The organism is Bacillus sp. FJAT-14266, assembly GCF_001719225.1.
In the GTDB taxonomy this organism is placed as follows: domain Bacteria; phylum Bacillota; class Bacilli; order Bacillales; family Bacillaceae; genus Bacillus; species Bacillus subtilis.
In genome coordinates this window covers 3,564,353-3,581,053 of record NZ_CP017072.1, presented here as the reverse complement: position 1 = coordinate 3,581,053, position 16,701 = coordinate 3,564,353, and the positions used below count along the sequence as shown (strand labels likewise).

The 16,701-nt window shown below is 47.3% G+C and carries 14 protein-coding genes; 11 read left to right on the top strand and 3 right to left on the bottom strand.

Annotation, left to right across the window (positions count from 1 at the left end; genetic code table 11):
* Positions 1 to 55 precede the first annotated feature (55 nt).
* Genes purM through purD form a run of 4 tightly spaced genes read left to right on the top strand, consistent with a single transcriptional unit; the run spans position 56 to position 4,499 of the window.
* On the top strand, positions 56 to 1,096 hold the full coding sequence (purM, locus tag BGM23_RS18515) for a phosphoribosylformylglycinamidine cyclo-ligase (RefSeq protein WP_003233945.1): 1,041 nt from the start codon (positions 56 to 58) through the stop codon (positions 1,094 to 1,096).
* The gene (gene purN / locus BGM23_RS18510) at positions 1,093 to 1,680 is read left to right on the top strand and encodes a phosphoribosylglycinamide formyltransferase (RefSeq protein ID WP_015252651.1); all 588 of its coding nucleotides are present in this window, start codon (positions 1,093 to 1,095) and stop codon (positions 1,678 to 1,680) included. The genes purM and purN overlap by 4 nt, the downstream gene beginning before the upstream one ends.
* The gene (purH, locus tag BGM23_RS18505; protein ID WP_038427478.1) at positions 1,677 to 3,215 is read left to right on the top strand and encodes a bifunctional phosphoribosylaminoimidazolecarboxamide formyltransferase/IMP cyclohydrolase; all 1,539 of its coding nucleotides are present in this window, start codon (positions 1,677 to 1,679) and stop codon (positions 3,213 to 3,215) included. Before purN ends, purH begins: the two co-directional genes overlap by 4 nt.
* Before the next feature lie 15 nt (positions 3,216 to 3,230).
* The gene (purD, locus tag BGM23_RS18500; protein ID WP_029726602.1) at positions 3,231 to 4,499 is read left to right on the top strand and encodes a phosphoribosylamine--glycine ligase; all 1,269 of its coding nucleotides are present in this window, start codon (positions 3,231 to 3,233) and stop codon (positions 4,497 to 4,499) included.
* Between the two features lie 39 nt (positions 4,500 to 4,538).
* On the opposite strand, the gene BGM23_RS18495 is transcribed toward purD, so the two are convergent.
* A complete protein-coding gene (locus tag BGM23_RS18495) occupies positions 4,539 to 4,958 on the bottom strand; it encodes an Lrp/AsnC family transcriptional regulator (protein ID WP_024572877.1) in 420 nt (139 codons plus the stop codon).
* A gap of 143 nt (positions 4,959 to 5,101) precedes the next feature.
* On the opposite strand from BGM23_RS18495, the gene BGM23_RS18490 reads away from it, so the two are divergent.
* Positions 5,102 to 6,376, top strand: coding sequence for an APC family permease (locus BGM23_RS18490; RefSeq protein ID WP_029726603.1), 1,275 nt, complete (start codon positions 5,102 to 5,104; stop codon positions 6,374 to 6,376).
* A 14-nt stretch (positions 6,377 to 6,390) separates the two neighbouring features.
* On the opposite strand, the gene BGM23_RS18485 is transcribed toward BGM23_RS18490, so the two are convergent.
* A complete protein-coding gene (locus tag BGM23_RS18485; RefSeq protein ID WP_003233931.1) occupies positions 6,391 to 6,618 on the bottom strand; it encodes a YgaP family membrane protein in 228 nt (75 codons plus the stop codon).
* A 128-nt stretch (positions 6,619 to 6,746) separates the two neighbouring features.
* Between BGM23_RS18485 and BGM23_RS18480 the strand changes: the two genes are divergently transcribed.
* The 3 genes from BGM23_RS18480 to BGM23_RS18470 are packed head-to-tail and all read left to right on the top strand — an operon-like array spanning position 6,747 to position 9,828.
* A complete protein-coding gene (locus BGM23_RS18480; RefSeq protein WP_003233929.1) occupies positions 6,747 to 8,489 on the top strand; it encodes an adenine deaminase in 1,743 nt (580 codons plus the stop codon).
* 26 nt (positions 8,490 to 8,515) lie between these two features.
* A complete protein-coding gene (locus tag BGM23_RS18475) occupies positions 8,516 to 9,511 on the top strand; it encodes a DUF3048 domain-containing protein (protein ID WP_003233927.1) in 996 nt (331 codons plus the stop codon).
* Between the two features lie 2 nt (positions 9,512 to 9,513).
* Positions 9,514 to 9,828, top strand: a complete 315-nt coding sequence (locus tag BGM23_RS18470) for a YerC/YecD family TrpR-related protein (RefSeq protein ID WP_003219429.1) — start codon at positions 9,514 to 9,516, stop codon at positions 9,826 to 9,828.
* Positions 9,829 to 9,862: 34 nt separating this feature from the next.
* Here the strand turns inward: BGM23_RS18470 and BGM23_RS18465 are convergent, their stop codons facing one another.
* The gene (locus BGM23_RS18465) at positions 9,863 to 11,440 is read right to left on the bottom strand and encodes an FMN-binding glutamate synthase family protein (protein WP_003233925.1); all 1,578 of its coding nucleotides are present in this window, start codon (positions 11,438 to 11,440) and stop codon (positions 9,863 to 9,865) included.
* Positions 11,441 to 11,703: 263 nt separating this feature from the next.
* On the opposite strand from BGM23_RS18465, the gene BGM23_RS18460 reads away from it, so the two are divergent.
* From BGM23_RS18460 to ligA, 3 genes are all read left to right on the top strand, one after another.
* Positions 11,704 to 12,390 (top strand): heptaprenylglyceryl phosphate synthase, encoded by a 687-nt coding sequence (locus BGM23_RS18460; RefSeq protein ID WP_029726604.1) that lies wholly within the window; start codon positions 11,704 to 11,706, stop codon positions 12,388 to 12,390.
* A 61-nt stretch (positions 12,391 to 12,451) separates the two neighbouring features.
* Entirely contained in the window at positions 12,452 to 14,671 is a 2,220-nt protein-coding gene (gene pcrA / locus BGM23_RS18455) for a DNA helicase PcrA (RefSeq protein WP_015383008.1), read from the top strand.
* A gap of 23 nt (positions 14,672 to 14,694) precedes the next feature.
* Positions 14,695 to 16,701: an NAD-dependent DNA ligase LigA gene (ligA, locus tag BGM23_RS18450; protein ID WP_029726605.1), complete on the top strand. Its 2,007-nt coding sequence runs from the start codon at positions 14,695 to 14,697 to the stop codon at positions 16,699 to 16,701.

Below are 16,701 nucleotides of genomic sequence, written 5' to 3'. Positions count from 1 at the left end.
TTTCTGCCCTCGTTCGGGGAGATATTTTGAAAAGCGCCTTAAAGGAGTGAATAGGATGTCTGAAGCATATAAAAACGCAGGAGTTGACATCGAAGCCGGATATGAAGCTGTAAAACGAATGAAAAAACACGTGGAGCGCACGAAACGGCTTGGAGTTATGGGCAGCCTTGGCGGTTTTGGCGGCATGTTTGACCTGTCTGAGCTTTCTTATCAAAAACCAGTTCTCATTTCGGGAACGGACGGTGTCGGTACAAAATTAAAGCTCGCTTTTTCCATGGATAAGCATGACACGATTGGCGTGGACGCTGTTGCAATGTGTGTCAATGACGTGCTGGCACAAGGTGCAGAGCCGCTGTTTTTCCTTGATTATTTAGCGGTCGGCAAAGCGGACCCAGTGAAAATTGAACAGATTGTACAAGGTGTTGCGGAAGGCTGTGAGCAGTCAGGTTCAGCCTTAGTCGGCGGTGAAACGGCTGAAATGCCGGGACTCTATACAGCTGATGAATACGATATTGCCGGTTTCTCAGTCGGAGTGGCAGAAAAGGACGAAATCGTGACTGGAGAAAACATCGAAGAGGGCCATCTGTTGATCGGCCTCAGCTCCAGCGGCCTTCACAGCAACGGCTTTTCCCTTGTCAGAAAAGTGCTTCTGGATGATGCGGAGCTGGACCTTGATACAACATATGAGCCGTTTGAACGCCCGCTTGGCGAGGAATTGCTTGAACCGACAAGGATTTACGTGAAGCCTGTGCTTGCCGCTGTCAAAAGCGGAAAAATCGACGGCATGGCGCACGTGACAGGCGGAGGATTTATTGAAAATATTCCGCGTATGCTTCCGGAAGGCTTAAGTGCGGAAATTGATCATGGCTCATGGCCGATCCCGCCGATTTTCTCTTTCCTGCAAGAGTACGGCAAGCTGAAGGAAGAAGACATGTTCAACGTCTTTAATATGGGGATCGGTTTTGTTTTGGCTGTCAAAGAAGAGCATCTGACAGATGTGATCGGAACGCTTGAAAGCCATGGTGAAAAAGCCTATTTAATCGGGCGTGTGAAAAAAGGTGAAGGCGTCACATTCGGCGGTGCGGCACTTTCATGAAAAAGTTTGCGGTATTTGCATCAGGAAACGGTTCCAACTTCGAAGCCATTGTCACGCGTTTGAAGGAGGAGAACTGGGATGCGTCAGCAGCGCTCCTCGTTTGCGACAAACCGCAGGCGAAAGTCATCGAACGGGCGGAAGCATTCCACATTCCATCCTTTGCATTTGAGCCGAAGTCTTATGAAAACAAGGCCGCATTTGAACAAGCCATCATTGAACAGCTTCGTCTTCACGAGGTTGAATTGATTGTTCTTGCCGGCTATATGAGGCTGATCGGTGATACGCTCCTTCAAGCATATGGAGGAAAAATCATTAACATTCACCCGTCGCTTCTTCCGGCGTTTCCTGGGATCGACGCAGTCGGACAGGCGTTCCGGGCGGGTGTGAAGGTGGCCGGAATCACCGTGCATTATGTCGATGAAGGAATGGATACAGGTCCGATCATCGCTCAAAAGGCAATCGAAATTGATGAACATGATACATTGGAAACAATCGAACAGCGGATTCACAAGCTTGAGCATAAATGGTATCCGAGTGTGATTAAACAGCTATTAGGATTAAATAACAGAGGTGAAAAGGCATGACCATTAAACGTGCGTTAATCAGTGTTTCAGATAAAACAAATCTCGTTCCTTTCGTAAAAGAACTGACAGAGCTTGGCATTGAAGTCATCTCCACAGGCGGAACGAAAAAGCTTCTTCAAGAAAACGGTGTGGATGTGATCGGAATTTCTGAAGTGACAGGCTTCCCTGAAATTATGGACGGCCGGTTAAAAACCCTTCACCCGAATATTCACGGCGGCCTTCTGGCGGTTCGCGGCAATGAAGAGCATATGGCGCAGATCAATGAACACGGGATTCAGCCGATTGACCTCGTTGTCGTCAACCTCTATCCATTTAAAGAAACGATTTCTAAGGAAGACGTCACATATGAAGAAGCGATCGAAAATATCGACATCGGCGGACCTGGCATGCTGCGTGCGGCATCAAAGAACCATCAGGATGTCACGGTTATCGTCGATCCGGCCGATTACAGCCCAGTGCTGAATCAAATCAAAGAAGAAGGCAGCGTATCTCTTCAGAAAAAACGCGAGCTCGCGGCAAAGGTATTCCGTCATACTGCGGCATATGATGCACTGATCGCTGACTATCTGACAAATGTTGTCGGTGAAAAAGAACCAGAGCAATTCACTGTGACATTTGAGAAAAAACAATCGCTTCGCTATGGAGAAAACCCGCATCAGGAAGCAACTTTCTATCAAACAGCTCTTCCTGTCAAAGGCTCCATTGCGCAAGCAGAACAGCTTCACGGAAAAGAGCTTTCTTACAACAACATTAAAGACGCGGATGCGGCAGTTCAAATCGTTCGTGAATTCACTGAACCGGCTGCGGTTGCCGTGAAGCATATGAACCCGTGCGGCGTGGGAACAGGAAAAACGATCACCGAAGCGTTTGACAGAGCGTTTGAAGCGGATAAAACATCTATCTTCGGCGGCATTATCGCGTTGAACCGTGAAGTGGACAAGACAACTGCCGAATCGCTTCATAACATTTTCTTAGAAATCATCATTGCGCCTTCATTCAGCCAAGAAGCGCTCGACGTCCTGACTGCGAAGAAAAATCTCCGCCTGCTGACGCTTGACGTATCTGCTGCTGTTCAAAAGGAAAAACAGCTGACATCCGTTCAAGGCGGGCTGCTGATTCAAGATTTAGATATGCACGGCTTCGATGATGCTAAGATTAGCATTCCGACAAAAAGAGAGCCGAACGAGCAAGAGTGGGAAGACTTGAAGCTTGCTTGGAAAGTCGTGAAGCATGTGAAATCAAATGCGATTGTTCTCGCGAAGGAGAACATGACAGTCGGCGTGGGAGCAGGCCAAATGAACCGCGTCGGATCGGCAAAAATCGCAATCGAGCAAGCAGGGGAAAAAGCGAAGGGCAGCGCGCTCGGTTCGGATGCATATTTCCCAATGCCAGATACTGTCGAAGAAGCGGCAAAAGCGGGCGTTACAGCCATCATTCAGCCAGGCGGATCGATCCGAGATGAGGATTCCATCAAAAAAGCGGATGAATACGGCATTGCCATGGTATTCACCGGCATCAGACACTTCAAACATTAAGGGGATGAAAACGACGTGAATGTATTAATTATCGGTAAAGGCGGAAGAGAACATACGCTGGCGTGGAAGGCAGCGCAAAGCAGCCTCGTCGAGAATGTATTTGCAGCTCCTGGAAATGACGGCATGGAAGCTTCCGCACAGCTTGTAAACATTGAGGAAAGCGACCACGCAGGGCTTGTCTCGTTTGCAAAAGAAAACCAGGTCGGCCTAACCATTGTCGGCCCTGAGGTTCCTTTGATTGAAGGTCTGGTGGATGAATTTGAAAAAGCGGGTCTGCGCGTGTTCGGCCCGTCAAAAGCCGCGGCGATCATCGAAGGAAGCAAACAGTTCGCTAAGGATTTAATGAAGAAATACGACATTCCGACCGCAGAATACGACACGTTTACATCCTTTGATGAGGCGAAGGCATATGTGCAGGAAAAAGGTGCTCCGATTGTGATAAAAGCAGATGGACTTGCAGCTGGAAAAGGCGTTACTGTGGCTATGACAGAGGAAGAAGCAATTGCATGTCTGCATGACTTTCTTGAAGATGAAAAGTTCGGTGATGCGAGCGCGTCCGTTGTCATTGAAGAATATCTTTCTGGTGAAGAATTTTCTCTGATGGCCTTTGTCAAAGGGGAAAAGGTGTATCCGATGGTGATTGCCCAGGATCACAAGCGTGCGTTTGACGGAGACAAAGGTCCGAATACAGGCGGAATGGGCGCTTACTCTCCAGTTCCGCAAATTTCGGAAGAAACGGTTCGCCATGCTGTAGAAACCATCGTGAAGCCGGCCGCAAAAGCAATGGTACAAGAAGGCCGTTCCTTCACTGGCGTTTTGTACGCTGGATTGATGCTTACTGAAAACGGCTCGAAGGTCATTGAATTTAATGCCCGTTTCGGCGATCCGGAAACACAGGTCGTGCTTCCGCGCATGGAATCTGATCTGGTACAGGTGCTTCTTGATCTTTTAGATGATAAGGAAGTTGACTTAAGATGGAAGGATACCGCGGCAGTGAGTGTTGTGCTTGCATCAGAAGGGTATCCGGAAAGCTATGCAAAAGGCACGCCGATCGGCAGCCTTGCAGCAGAAACTGAGCAGGTCGTGGTCTTCCATGCCGGAACGAAAGCAGAAGATGGAGAGTTCGTTACAAACGGGGGGCGCGTCGCCAATGTGACGGCTTTTGATGAAACGTTTGAAGCGGCTAGAGACCGAGTGTACAAAGCGGTTGATGAAATATTCAAACCGGGACTCTTTTTCAGAAAAGACATTGGGGCACGCGCTTTAAAGGCTGCCCAAAAATAAGTGAGGAAAACCCGCAGAATAGCTGCGGGTTTTTTGTTATCAAAAAGCGGGATGGCAGCTGGAAGAAGAAAGGACAACGAGCGTGGTTGGTTTTCCATGGGCCATCGAGGCGTCAATAAAATCCTCAAGCGTATGTACCGATTCAGTCACGACCTTTGTCACATAGCTGTACATCCCTGTGATGCGGTGGTTTTCTGCTACATCAGGGTGCGCTTTTGCAAAGGCGGCGTAGTGCTTGCAGCTTTTCGGCTCCATGAGAATGAAAGCGGTGACATGCTTGTTTAGTTTTTCATAACAGATATTCGCGCTGTACCCGGTAATCACTCCTTTGTCTTCAAGCTTCCTGACACGCTCCGCCGCGCTTGGCGAACTGAGTCCGACAAGCTTTCCCAGCTCAACCATCGTTAATCTGCCGTTTCGCTGCAAATGCGAGAGAATCTGAAGGTCTGTATCGTCCATTTGTCCGGCTCCTTTACATATTTAGGCGAATGAATGAAAATTCCTTTGATCGTAAGGTAATGCTGTTGATTTAACTTCATTGTAGCATATGGATGCCGTCTTATTTTTTCTATAATAAAGCCATCAATCAGAGAGGAGGCATCATGTTGCCAGAATTACAGCGCTCTATTACTTGGATACAAGGGACGGCGTTAACGATTGGGGCGGTTTTAGGATGCGGGATATTAATCCTGCCGTCTGTCACTGCGGATACGGCCGGTCCGGCTTCTTTATTTGTCTGGGTATTCATGTCTTTTTTATCTTTTCTTCTCGTCGGCACGCTGGCACGGCTTGTGAAAATTGCGCCCAGCGCGGGAGGAATCACTGCTTATGTGCAGCTGGCCTTTCAGAAAAAAGCCGGGGCTATTTTGGGCTGGATCATGTTAGGTTCCGTTCCGATTGGCGTTCCCATCATCGCTTTGACTGGCGCGCATTACGTCAGTTACATCACAGAGGCGGCCGATTGGCAGATTACATTGATTGCTGGTTGCATGCTGGCTATATCTATTTTGCTTCATATGAGAGGCATTCAACTATCAGCAAACATCAGTACAATCGTTATTTGTGTCATCGTATTTCTGCTTGTCACTTCTATTGCTGTGTCATTGCCACACGTCACGATAGCAGAATTCAAGCCGTTTCTTCCGCATGGCTGGTCTGCCGCTGGATCTGTTTCAGTTATGATTTTTTTCTCTTTTGTAGGCTGGGAAATGATTACCCCGTTGGCTGAGGAATTTCATCGCCCTGAAAAAGATGTCCCGCTCAGCTTGTTTTTGGCAGCGTCTTGTGTGGCAGGGCTGTATATCATGCTGTCATTTGTGACGGTGGGGACTCATTCATATGGAGAGAATGGAGAAATTGCATCGCTTGCCATGCTCATTTCAAAAGGAGCAGGAGAAAGCGGTGTATATGTCACGGTATGTTTAGCGCTGTTTATTACATTCGCCACCATCCATGCCAATATTGCCGGTTTTTCAAGAATGGTGTACGCATTGGCGAGAGAGGGGCACATACCCGTATTTTTTGGAAAACTCAGTGCGACAAAACGTACGCCTATTCGCGTTTTGACAGCGATGGCCGCAGTGTTTGGCTTAGTGCTTGCAGCGCATGGTCTGTTTCAAATCGATTTGACGACTCTGTTGAAAGGGCCGAGCGCGGCTTTTATCGCATCTTACATATGTACAATGGCGGCAGCACTGAAACTGCTGGGCAGGAGAGATATAGGCTGGTGGATGGCGCTCGGGGCATTTGTGGCGTGCGCGGTGATTTATTCATTCAGCGGCTGGGCACTGCTTTATCCGGCAGTGCTGGCAGCTGCAGGATATTTCTATATGAAAACAAAGGGTGGGCATAAAAAAAAGCTTGATCACGTTTTGTGATCAAGCTTTTCCATTTATCCGTTTTGATGCTCGTTATTTCCAGAATCGCTGTGTTGAAACATGTAGGTCACAGGACAGAAGCGCAAGATTCCCGAACCCGCTTTCATGGCCCCCATAAAGATGTAAAAGAGATGCATTCTGCACCAAGGTTTTTTCGTAAACTTTGCACTGGCGGCTGACATAATCGTCAATCCGCAGGCGATTCTGAACACGGCATTGATGAGACTGATGTTTGGCTTCAAGGAAATCCGCTCCTTTTACTTAAAAAAGTTTTTTAATCGAACCTTCAAAAATTTGTAACGTTTTTATCGTGCGTGATGAGGAAGGATGTGATACCATGAGTCTAATACATGTAAAGGAGAGTATGTGAATGTCCGAACGCACCTTTAACTGGAAAAACAAAGACATCAGGGCACAGGTTGATGTTGTAGACTCAAAGCTGCTTCCAACGCTCCTTTTACGGAATGCTCTCGTCTTAAATCCATATGTAAAACAATGGCTGAAAAAAAACATTTGGATTTATCAGGACCGCATTGTTTATGTGGGTCATGAACTTCCGAATAGAGCCGAAGAAATTCATACGATTGATTGTGAAGGAAAATACATTGTGCCAGGTTATATTGAACCGCACGCACATCCTTTTCAAATATATAATCCCCAAACACTGGCGGAATATGTGTCTCAATACGGAACAACGACATTCGTGAATGATAACTTATTTTTGCTTTTGCAAAGCGGAAAAAAGAAAGCGCTTACGATTTTGAATGAACTCAAAAAGCAGCCTGTCCAGTATTTTTGGTGGTCACGCTATGACCTCCAGACCGAGGTTCTGAACGAGGACCACGTCCTTCCATTTGACGTCAGAAAACAGTGGATTGAACATCCGGATGTGATTCAAGGCGGAGAAATGACCGGATGGCCTCGCCTGGTAGATGGTGATGATTTAATGCTCCACTGTATGCAAGCTACAAAGAAACAGAGAAAACGTATTGAAGGGCATTTTCCCGGCGCTTCTGATAAAACGCTTACAAAAATGAAGCTGTTCGGTGCGGATTGTGATCATGAAGCGATGACAGGTGATGAAGTGATGAGAAGGCTGGAACTGGGCTATTATGTTTCCCTTCGGAACTCTTCCATTCGCCCCGATGTAAGAAAAATCTTGCAAGAGCTGCATGAGAAGGGCTTCCGCTATTATGACCACTTCTTTTACACGACAGATGGCGCAACCCCGAATTTCTATAAAGGCGGCATGACAAACGAGCTGATTCGCATTGCGTTAGAAGAAGGCGTACCTGCAATCGACGCCTACAATATGGCATCATTTAATATCGCAAAGTATTACCAAATGGATGATTATTTAGGAGTTGTCGGACCGGGCAGACTGGCATCGCTAAACATACTGGAAGATCCGTTAAATCCGAATCCAGTGACTGTTCTGTCAAAAGGGACCATTCTGCGTGAAAACGGCTGTGATTTGAAGGCGTTTACAAAGACGGACTGGCACAAAGGCGGTCTTGTCCCGCTTGAGCTTTCATATGATATGACGATGGATGACTTGCAGTTTTCTATGCCGATGGGCGTGAAAATGCGGAATGCGGTTATTATGGAGCCATATATGATTGAGATCGACAATTCGATGGAACAGCTCTCGTTTGACCATGATGAAAGTTATTTGACGATGCTCGACAGACACGGGAAATGGCGCGTCAATACGATGATAAAAGGGTTTGCCTCAAGCGTGCAGGGATTTGTAAGCTCCTTTACGACGACGGGCGACATTGTCGCGATTGGAAAAAATAAAGCGGATATGCTGCTCGCTTTCGCCCGCATGAAAGAAATCGGAGGAGGAATTGTTTTAGCGGAGAACGGAAACATTCTGCATGAAATCCCGCTTGCGCTGTGCGGCTGCGCCTCTTCGGAAGCGTATGAAGACGTGCTTGAGAAGGAACAAAAGCTGAGAGATCTTTTGACTGAAAGAGGCTATGAGTTTTGCGATCCTATCTATACGCTGCTCTTTTTGCAAAGTACGCACCTTCCGTATATACGCATTACGCCAAGAGGAATATTCGACGTCATGAAAAAAACTGTACTCTTTCCATCGATAATGCGTTAAAATATAAAAGAGCAGGGAGCCGACATATGAAAAAATGGATGACAGTTTGCGCGCTGTGTTTCGTGTTTTTTCTGCTGGTATCCTGCCAGCAGAAGGATGCTGTCCCGGATACTGCAAAGAAGCTGAAAGCTCCTTTAACGGGGCTAAAGACTGAACAGAAAGTGACTGAACGCCGCCCTGTTGCTGTTGTGGTGAACAATCACCCGAAGGCGAGGCCGCAGTCGGGTCTGTCTAAAGCCGACATTGTCATAGAAGCGCTAGCCGAAGGGCAAATCACAAGATTTCTGGCCATTTTCCAAAGCCAGATGCCTGAAACTGTCGGACCTGTGCGGAGCGCGCGGGAATATTTCGTCACTCTCAGCAATGGCTTTGACAGCATATTTGTCCACCACGGCTGGAGTCCCGGCGCCAAAAAGCAGCTGGAATCCGGAGCTGCCGATTATATGAACGGATTGGATTTTGACGGAAGCTTATTTTGGAGAGCTGATTTCAGCAAACCGCCCCACAATTCCTATACGTCTTATGATTACATAAAAAAGGCGGCAGAACAAAAGGGTTATAAGCTGAAGCAGGAAACAAATCCGCTGCTGTTTCAAACATCAGATGCAAAACCTGCAAATGAATCTTACAATGTTCGGGTAGATTATGGAACAAATAACGTTACAAATCTTGTCGAATACAACTATGATAAAAAAGCTGAATTTTATACAAGAAGCTCTGATGGTGTCATAACGACAGACCGGGAAACCGGAAAGCCGGTTGCAATGCAAAATATTTTCATTGTTGAAGCCAGCCATCATATTATTGATCAAGATGGAAGGCGGGACATCGACTTGGAATCAGGAGGAAAAGGTCTGTTGTTTCAGCACGGAAACGTCATTGAAACAGACTGGAAACAAGTGAATGGCAGAATTGTGCCGGTAAAAGACGGCAAGTGGCTTCCGTTTGTGCCAGGAAAGACTTGGATCAATATCGTACCTGATCTTGATGCGGCTTCCATTAGTAAAGGAGAAGGTGTGTAACGATGCAAATCGATAAATTACGCGGCAAAGAGCTGGACCAGTTATTTAACTCGATCTTATCGCTGAAAGACCTGGAGGAATGTTACCGATTCTTCGATGATCTATGCACAATTAACGAAATTCAATCGCTGGCTCAGCGCCTTGAAGTGGCGCGCATGCTTCGCGAAGGAAACACGTATCATAAGATTGAAACAGAAACAGGCGCTTCCACGGCTACGATTTCCCGTGTGAAACGCTGCTTAAATTACGGAAATGACGCTTATGAAATGGCGCTTGACCGTGTGAAGGAGACGGAAACAGAGTCTTCTTCCAAATAAAAAACCGCCCTGCCGTCTGGCAAGGGCGGTTTCTTTATGAAACAAATTGATGGATCAGGTTGTCGATATTGATGATACTGCCATCCTCTTTCCGATAGACAACATGCTCCTTGGAAAAATGAATCGGCGAATTAATCCCTGCTGCGGCTGCAAGGTTAAATAGTCCCTCGCGCAATGAAATAACGTAGTTGCAGACACGATGCTGTTTTTCCTCAACGCTCAGTGCTTTTTGCAATTTCGGATCTGTCGTCGCCACACCTGCCGGACAGGTGTTGGTGTGGCAGACGAGAGCGCGGATGCAGCCAACGGAAAACATCATGCCGCGTGCGATGTTAACAAAGTCAGCGCCGAGGGCTAAGGCGACCGCGATTTTATCAGGAGTCAGGAGCTTTCCGGAAGCAAAGATTTTCAGCTGGCTGCGCAAGCCGTACTGTTTAAGAAGCGTGTCCACAATAGGCAGCGCTGTCATAATCGGAAGGCCGACTGTATCCGCGAGCTCGTAAAAGGAAGCTCCGGTACCGCCTTCACTTCCGTCGATCGTGATAAAATCCGGATGCTTTCCGCTTTTCTGCATATGAGAGAAAAGCTCATGCAATTCTTCAGGATGCCCTGCGACCAGTTTGATGCCGACTGGCTTTTGTCCGACATCTCTAAGTTTTTCAATAAAGTCGAGCATTTCAGGAGGGTTTGAGAATTCATAAAAGCGGTTCGGGCTGTCAATCGACTTTCCAGGTTCGACATTCCGAATGTCTGCCACTTCCTCTGATACTTTGGCGCCGTCCACATGGCCGCCGCGGGTTTTCGCTCCTTGTGCCAGCTTTAGCTCAAACGCTTTAATCTGGTCAATCCTGCTTTTTCTTTTAAATTCCTCCCACGAAAATTCCCCGTTTCTTTTGCGCACGCCGAATAGGCCCGGTCCGATTTGGCAAATGATATCGGCGCCGCCCTTTAAGTGATATTCAGACAATCCCCCTTCACCTGTATTCATCCAGGTGCCGCCTGCCAGATGGAGCCCTTTTGAGAGCGCCGTAACAGCCCGTTCTCCAAGAGAACCGTAGCTCATGGCAGACTGGCCGACTAAGCCCTTCACATAAAATGGCTTCTCGCATGTATGCTCGCCAATCACCTGTACATCATCAGGATGGAGAAAATACGGGTCTGCCTTGATATGTTCGGCATGCTCCTTGCGTTTGAACAGATTGTCAGCATCCATTTTATAGATTTGGGTTTCAATTTTTGGCGTTTGATTTACGTGCATTTCTTCCCTTTGTTTTGGAAACATAGCGTTACGGATATAATAGCCAGGTTTATCAAAATCTCTTACAGATCCAAAGCCCATCATTCTGCTTTTGTATTTGCCGGAGATGACGGTTTGCTCATATTCCTTTCGTGAAAAAGGCTGCTCCTCATTGTCATTGCTGTATAAATACTGTCTGAGCTCCGGCCCGATTTTTTCAAGGATATACCGAAACCTTCCGATGACGGGATAGTTGCGAAGAATTGAGTGCTCCTGCTGTTTTTCATCCTTTATGTAGATCCAGGCAAACAAGACGATCGGGATAGCGATGATCCCTATGATAAATGCGATGAGTGCTATTATGATGGTTTCCATCTCTCAGCCTCCCTTTTTATGTAACCATTTCCACAGTTGAACACTTTCCAAACAATAGCAGAAGGAATCTGGTGAAAAATGTGTGCTTCTGCCGATACAGGACTCACCATGCAGGTCTGCCTCCTGCTCTCTTTTTTTATGAAAAAAGAATCAAAACACCTTTTTCAGTGAATAACGAGATTAACGGCTTTTTCCGTTTTTCCGCGCTATGTGAATTTGTTATAATGTTTAAATGGTAACAAACGAATGGAGGAACGTATGACGTGTACGATGTAACGGAGTGGAAGCATGTCTTTAAACTCGATCCAAATAAAGATTTGCCTGACGAACAGCTGGAGATTCTTTGCGAATCAGGAACGGATGCGGTCATTATCGGAGGCAGTGATGGTGTGACAGAGGATAATGTCCTGCGGATGATGTCTAAGGTAAGACGGTTTTTGGTGCCGTGTGTCCTAGAGGTATCAGCGATTGAAGCGATCGTTCCCGGCTTTGACTTATATTTTATTCCGAGTGTATTAAACAGCAAAAACGCGGATTGGATTGTCGGAATGCACCAGAAAGCCATGAAGGAATACGGAGAACTGATGTCTATGGAAGAAATCGTGGCGGAGGGCTACTGCATCGCAAATCCAGATTGCAAAGCCGCGGCACTGACTGAAGCGGACGCCGATCTGAATATGGATGATATTGTCGCCTATGCGCGTGTGTCGGAGCTGCTGCAACTGCCGATTTTTTATTTAGAATACAGCGGCGTGCTTGGAGACATAGAAGCTGTCAAGAAAACGAAGGCTGTATTGGAAACGTCCACCTTGTTTTACGGCGGCGGCATCAAGGATGCGGAAATGGCCAAACAGTATGCAGAGCATGCGGACGTGATCGTTGTAGGCAATGCGGTGTATGAAGATTTTGACAGGGCTTTGAAAACAGTAGCGGCTGTGAAAGGCGAGTAGTAAATTGTACGGATTTGGTTTATGATAGAACATATGTTTTGTATAGGCGGGTGAACAAATTTTGAATTATATTAGCAATCAATTACTAAGCGGTTTAAACCCCGTTCAGCAGGAAGCAGTCAAAACAACGGACGGGCCCCTTTTGCTGATGGCGGGAGCGGGAAGCGGAAAGACGCGTGTCCTGACACACAGAATTGCTTATTTAATGGCAGAGAAGCATGTGGCGCCGTGGAACATTCTGGCGATCACATTTACAAATAAAGCGGCACGCGAAATGAAAGAACGTGTGGAAAGCATCCTTGGACCCGGCGCGGACGATATCTGGATTTCCACATTCCACAGCATGTGCGTGCGGATCTTGCGCAGAGATATCGACCGGATTGGGATCAACCGAAATTTCTCCATCCTTGATACGGCTGACCAGCTTTCAGTGATCAAGGGGATTTTGAAGGAGCGCAATCTTGATCCGAAGAAGTTTGACCCGAGAAGCATCCTCGGTACGATCAGCAGTGCGAAAAACGAATTGACCGAACCGGAGGAATTCTCTAAAGTTGCTGGCGGCTACTACGATCAGGTGGTCAGCGATGTATATGCTGATTATCAGAAGAAGCTATTGAAAAACCAGTCGCTCGATTTTGACGATTTGATTATGACGACGATTAAACTGTTTGACCGAGTGCCTGAAGTGCTTGAATTTTATCAGCGCAAATTCCAGTACATCCATGTTGATGAGTATCAGGATACGAACAGGGCGCAATACATGCTCGTTAAGCAGCTTGCCGAGCGTTTCCAGAACCTTTGCGTTGTGGGGGATTCTGATCAGTCAATCTACAGATGGCGCGGCGCGGATATCACCAACATCCTTTCATTTGAAAAAGATTATCCGAATGCAAGCGTGATTTTGCTAGAACAAAACTATCGTTCAACGAAACGGATTTTGCGCGCGGCAAACGAGGTCATTAAAAACAACTCTAACCGCAAACCGAAAAATTTGTGGACGGAAAACGACGAGGGCATCAAAATTTCCTATTATCGCGGTGATAATGAATTCGGTGAAGGACAATTTGTGGCCGGTAAAATTCATCAGCTTCACAGCTCAGGCAAGCGGAAGCTGTCGGATATCGCCATTTTATACCGGACAAACGCGCAGTCCCGTGTGATTGAGGAAACGCTTCTCAAAGCGGGTTTGAACTATAACATTGTCGGCGGCACAAAGTTCTATGACAGAAAAGAAATTAAAGACATTCTTGCGTACCTGCGCCTCGTATCCAATCCGGATGACGATATCAGTTTCACGCGCATTGTCAATGTGCCGAAGCGCGGAGTCGGCGCGACATCACTTGAAAAAATCGCTTCGTATGCGGCCATAAACGGCTTGTCCTTTTTCCAAGCGATTCAGCAGGTTGATTTTATCGGCGTCAGTGCCAAAGCGGCAAACGCGCTTGACAGCTTTAGACAGATGATTGAAAACCTGACCAATATGCAGGATTACTTATCCATTACAGAGCTGACAGAAGAAATTCTTGATAAGACGGAATACAGAGAAATGCTGAAGGCCGAGAAATCGATCGAAGCCCAAAGCCGTTTAGAAAACATCGACGAGTTCCTGTCTGTTACGAAAAACTTTGAACAGAAAAGTGAAGACAAGACACTCGTTGCGTTCCTGACAGACTTGGCGTTAATCGCAGATATTGATCAGCTCGACCAGAAGGAGGAAGAGTCAGGCGGCAAGGATGCAATCACGCTGATGACACTGCACGCCGCGAAAGGACTGGAGTTCCCGGTTGTTTTCTTGATGGGGCTTGAAGAAGGCGTCTTCCCGCATAGCCGTTCACTCATGGAGGAAGCGGAAATGGAAGAAGAACGCCGCCTTGCGTACGTTGGGATTACAAGGGCTGAACAGGAGCTTTATCTGACCAATGCTAAAATGCGCACCTTGTTTGGCCGGACAAATATGAACCCGGAATCTCGCTTCATTGCTGAAATACCGGATGATTTATTGGAAAACCTAAATGAGAAAAAAGAAACGAGAGCGACGTCTGCGAGAAAAATGCAGCCGAGACGCGGCCCTGTTTCACGCCCGGTATCCTACGCCAGCAAAACAGGCGGCGACACCTTGAACTGGGCAGTCGGAGATAAGGCGGGCCATAAAAAATGGGGAACAGGAACTGTCGTCAGCGTGAAAGGCGAAGGAGAAGGGACGGAGCTCGATATTGCCTTCCCGAGCCCTGTCGGCGTGAAACGCCTGTTAGCAGCATTTGCTCCTATTGAAAAGCAGTAATTGAAGAGGAAAGGAAGAAGCAGATGGACAAAGAAACAGCGAAGCAGCGGGCAGAAGAACTGCGCCGCACCATCAACAAGTATAGCTATGAATATTACACCTTAGATGAACCGAGCGTCCCAGATGCCGAATACGACAGATTGATGCAGGAGCTGATTGCGATTGAGGAGGAGCACCCAGACCTCAGAACGCCTGACTCTCCTACGCAGCGCGTCGGCGGAGCTGTGCTTGAAGCGTTTCAGAAAGTCACCCACGGCACACCGATGCTCAGTCTGGGCAACGCCTTTAATGCTGATGATCTTCGTGATTTCGACCGCCGTGTGCGCCAAGCCGTCGGTGACGATGTGGCGTATAATGTGGAGCTGAAAATAGACGGTCTTGCTGTTTCTCTCCGTTATGAAGACGGCTATTTTGTCAGAGGGGCCACAAGAGGTGACGGAACGACGGGAGAGGATATTACGGAGAATCTGAAGACGATCCGCAATATCCCGCTTAAAATGAACCGTGAGCTGTCGATCGAAGTGCGCGGCGAGGCGTATATGCCGAAGCGTTCGTTTGAAGCACTCAATGAGGAACGGATTAAAAATGAGGAAGAACCGTTCGCCAATCCGCGAAATGCCGCGGCGGGATCTCTCAGACAGCTCGATCCGAAAATTGCAGCGAAACGAAACCTCGATATCTTCGTCTACAGTATAGCGGAGCTTGACGAGATGGGTGTAGAGACGCAAAGCCAAGGGCTTGATTTTCTCGACGAACTCGGATTTAAAACGAATCAGGAACGAAAAAAATGCGGCAGCATAGAAGAAGTCATTACGCTGATCGATGAGCTTCAGGCGAAGCGCGCGGACCTGCCGTACGAAATAGACGGCATTGTCATTAAAGTCGATTCTCTCGATCAACAGGAGGAGCTCGGTTTTACGGCGAAAAGCCCGCGCTGGGCCATCGCGTATAAGTTTCCTGCTGAAGAGGTCGTGACGAAGCTTCTCGATATCGAATTAAATGTCGGCAGAACGGGTGTGATTACGCCGACTGCGATTCTTGAGCCGGTAAAAGTTGCCGGCACAACGGTCTCAAGAGCATCCCTTCATAACGAAGATTTAATTAAAGAGAAGGACATTCGGATTTTGGATAAGGTTGTCGTCAAAAAAGCGGGCGATATCATCCCGGAAGTTGTGAATGTCCTCGTTGACCAGCGCACAGGAGAAGAAAAGGAATTCAGCATGCCGACGGAATGTCCTGAATGCGGCAGTGAACTCGTCCGGATCGAAGGAGAAGTGGCGCTTCGCTGCATTAACCCTGAATGTCCGGCGCAAATCCGGGAAGGGCTTATCCATTTCGTTTCCCGGAATGCCATGAACATTGATGGGCTCGGCGAACGAGTGATCACACAGCTGTTTGAGGAAAACCTTGTCCGCAATGTGGCAGATTTATATAAGCTGACGAAGGAACGAGTCATCCAGCTCGAGCGCATGGGCGAAAAGTCCACTGAAAACCTGATCAGCTCCATCCAAAAATCAAAAGAAAATTCGTTAGAGCGCCTGCTGTTTGGGCTTGGCATCCGTTTTATCGGATCAAAGGCCGCAAAGACGCTTGCCATGCATTTTGAAAGCTTGGAGAACCTGAAAAAAGCCTCTAAAGAGGAACTTCTCGCGGTAGATGAAATCGGTGAAAAAATGGCTGATGCTGTGATCACCTATTTTCATAAAGAAGAAATGCTTGAACTCTTGAATGAACTTCAGGAGCTGGGCGTAAACACGCTCTACAAAGGCCCGAAAAAAGTAAAAGCAGAGGACAGCGACTCTTACTTTGCTGGTAAAACAATTGTTCTGACAGGAAAGCTGGAAGAGCTGTCAAGAAACGAAGCCAAAGCGCAAATCGAAGCGCTGGGCGGAAAGCTGACTGGAAGCGTCAGCAAAAACACAGACTTAGTCATCGCCGGAGAAGCGGCGGGAAGCAAGCTGACAAAAGCACAAGAGCTGAACATTGAAGTGTGGAATGAAGAACAGTTAATGGGAGAGCTAAAGAAATAA